This window comes from Streptomyces spongiae (genome assembly GCF_009377185.1).
Lineage (GTDB): Bacteria > Actinomycetota > Actinomycetes > Streptomycetales > Streptomycetaceae > Streptomyces > Streptomyces spongiae.
Genome location: NZ_VJZC01000904.1, coordinates 1 through 2,728, shown reverse-complemented (window position 1 = coordinate 2,728; position 2,728 = coordinate 1). Strand labels below are relative to the sequence as shown.

The 2,728-nt window shown below is 71.3% G+C and carries 2 protein-coding genes and 1 pseudogene; 2 read left to right on the top strand and 1 reads right to left on the bottom strand.

Annotation, left to right across the window (positions count from 1 at the left end; genetic code table 11):
* Positions 1–59: 59 nt before the first annotated feature.
* The gene (locus tag FNH08_RS48465) at positions 60–881 is read right to left on the bottom strand and encodes an NAD-dependent epimerase/dehydratase family protein (RefSeq protein ID WP_152778271.1); all 822 of its coding nucleotides are present in this window, start codon (positions 879–881) and stop codon (positions 60–62) included.
* 252 nt (positions 882–1,133) lie between these two features.
* Between FNH08_RS48465 and FNH08_RS48460 the strand changes: the two genes are divergently transcribed.
* Both FNH08_RS48460 and FNH08_RS48455 read left to right on the top strand, forming a co-directional pair.
* Entirely contained in the window at positions 1,134–2,069 is a 936-nt protein-coding gene (locus FNH08_RS48460; RefSeq protein WP_322726621.1) for a 5-dehydro-4-deoxyglucarate dehydratase, read from the top strand.
* 10 nt (positions 2,070–2,079) lie between these two features.
* Positions 2,080–2,728 (top strand): annotated as a pseudogene (locus tag FNH08_RS48455) (hypothetical protein); the annotation flags it as partial.

Here is a 2,728-nt window from a genome sequence, read left to right as displayed (position 1 = left end):
CAGGTTCGGTGCCCGCCCGCTGCCGTGAAGAGCTGTCGTAGAGACAGTCGATCGCCGCGTCAGTACGGCCAGATCGGCGGTTCGCTCACGAAGGGGCCGCCGAGGTAGGCGTGCGCCACGTTTTCCGGGTCCAGCTCGCCCTGCTCCGCGATCAGCTTCTCGGCGAACGACTCGGAGTCGTCCTGCGGCTCGTACCCGAGGGCGCGGGCGGTGGTGAGGTCCCACCACAGGCGGGTGTTCGCGGAGGAGCCGTACACGACGGTGTGCTCGACGCCCTGGGCTGTCAGCGCGGCGTGGAACAGACGGGCGCCGTCCTCGGGGCTCATCCAGACCGACAGCATGCGTACGCTCGACGGCTCCCTGAAGCAGGAGCCGATGCGTACGGACACGGTCTCCAGGTCGTGCTTGTCCCAGTAGAACTGGGCCAGGTCCTCGCCGAAGGACTTGGACAGGCCGTAGAAGGTGTCGGGGCGGCGCGGGGTGTCGACCGGGATCAGGGGGTCGTCGCCCTGGGGTCGGGGGGTGAAGCCGACGGCGTGGTTGGAGGAGGCGAAGACGATCCGCTGGACGCCCTCCTCGCGGGCGGCCTCGTACAGGTTGTACGTCCCCTCGATGTTCGCCTTGAGGATCTTCTCGAAGGGGGCTTCCAGGGAGATGCCCGCGAGGTGGATGATCGCGTCGACGCCCCGGACGGCCTCCCGCAGGGCGTCCCGGTCGGCGAGGTCCGCCGTGATCGCGTCGGGCTCGCCCTCGACGGGCCGGACGTCGAGGAGGCGGAGCGTGTAGCCGTACTCCGGGAGCAGCTCCCGCATGAGGGTGCCGAGGCCGCCGGCGGCGCCGGTGAGCAGAACGGTGCGGGGAGCGGTGCGGGCGGCGGGCATCCTCGGTCTCCTTGAATCACCGGATGTGCGCATGTGCGTACGGTATTCACATTCGTGGACACGCTAAGGAGTCCTGGTCACGTGCGTCAAGGGGGACGCGAACCCGGTGAATCCGCTGGTGTGTTACGGGTTGCCGCGCTTGACCGGCCCGAAGGGGGCGGCTTAGCGTGGGCGAGTTCAGAAATATGGACACTGATCAGAGACGTAGACCCTAGAGATTCAGCCTTCAGAGACATGGACTTGGGAGAGCCCGTGACCTCAGCCCCCCTCGCCGCCCGGCTCACCATCCCCAGCGGGCCGCTGTTCTTCCCCGTCACGGCCTACGGCCCGGACGGCGCGGTCGACCTGGACGCGTTCCGCACGCACGTCCGCCAGGGTGTCGACGCCGGTGCCGCCGCCGTCTTCGCGTGCTGCGGCACGGGCGAGTTCCACGCGCTCGCGCCCGAGGAGTTCCAGGCGTGCGTCCGCGCCGCCGTCGAGGAGACCGCGGGCCGGGTGCCGGTCGTGGCGGGCGCGGGGTACGGCACCGCGCTCGCCGTACGGTACGCGCGGCTCGCCGAGGAGGCCGGGGCCGACGGGCTGCTCGCCATGCCGCCGTACCTCGTGCAGGCGGCGCAGGAGGGCCTGCTGCGGCACTACCGCGAACTGGCGGCGGCGACGGCGCTCCCGGTGATCGTCTACCAGCGCGACAACGCCGTCTTCACGCCCGAGACGGCGGTCGAACTCGCCCGCACGGAAGGCGTCATCGGCTTCAAGGACGGCCTCGGCGACCTGGACCTGATGCAGCGCATTGTGAGCGCCGTACGCAGCGAGGGCCTGGGCGAGTTCCTGTACTTCAACGGCCTGCCGACGGCCGAACTGACGGGGCTCGCGTACCGGGGCATCGGCATCACCCTGTACTCGTCCGCGGTGTTCTGCTTCGCACCGGAGATCGCCCTCGCCTTCCACAAGGCGTTCAACGAGGGCGACGACGCCACGGCCGAGCGCCTGCTGGACGGCTTCTACCGGCCGTTCGTCGAACTGCGCGCCCAGGGGCGTGGCTACGCGGTGTCCCTGGTGAAGGCCGGGGTACGGATGCGCGGACTCGACGTCGGGGAGGTGCGGCCCCCGCTGCACGAACCGACCGAGGACCATGTCAAGCAGCTCGCGCAACTCATCGAGCGCGGGTACGCGCTGCTCGACTCCTAGAGGAGGACATGTGAAGGCGTCGGCGTTCGTCTACCCCTGGGACGTCAACGGGGACCCGGCGGCCGGGGAGTTCATCGCGGGACTCGGGGTGCGGCAGGCGACGCTCGCCTCCGCGTACCACTCCACGCGCGCGCTCACGCCCCGGCACCCCCGGCACCGGATCGTCACGGCCGAGCACGCCGCCGTGCTGTACCCGCCCCAGGAGGCGCGGTGGTCGGGGCGGCGGCTGCGGCCGTACACCGCCGGGGAGTGGGCGCCCGGCGACGCGTACGGCGAGGCGGCCGAGGCGCTGGCGGCCGCCGGTCTGGAGGTGCACACCTGGGTCGTGCTCGCGCACAACTCCCGGCTGGGCGCCGAGTTCCCGGACACGTCCGTGGTCAACGCCTACGGCGACCGGTACGCGTGGGCGCCGTGTATCGCGCAGCCGGAGACCCGGGAGTACCTGGTGGATCTGGCCGTCGAGGCGGCCGTGCGGCCGGGGGCGCGGGGCACGGAGCTGGAGTCGCTGGGCTGGTACGGGCTCCCTCACCTCCACGCGCACGACAAGACCGGTGGGGTCGCTCTCGGGGACGCCGGGACCTACCTGATGTCGCTGTGCTTCTGCGGGACGTGCCGGGAGGGGTACGGGGCGCAGGGGCTCGACGCCGACGAGTTGGCGG

Coding starts and splice junctions, on each gene's coding strand:
- FNH08_RS48465 (WP_152778271.1), bottom strand. CDS start 881: ATGCCCGCCGCCCGCACCGCTCCCCGCACCGTTCTGCTCACCGGCGCC.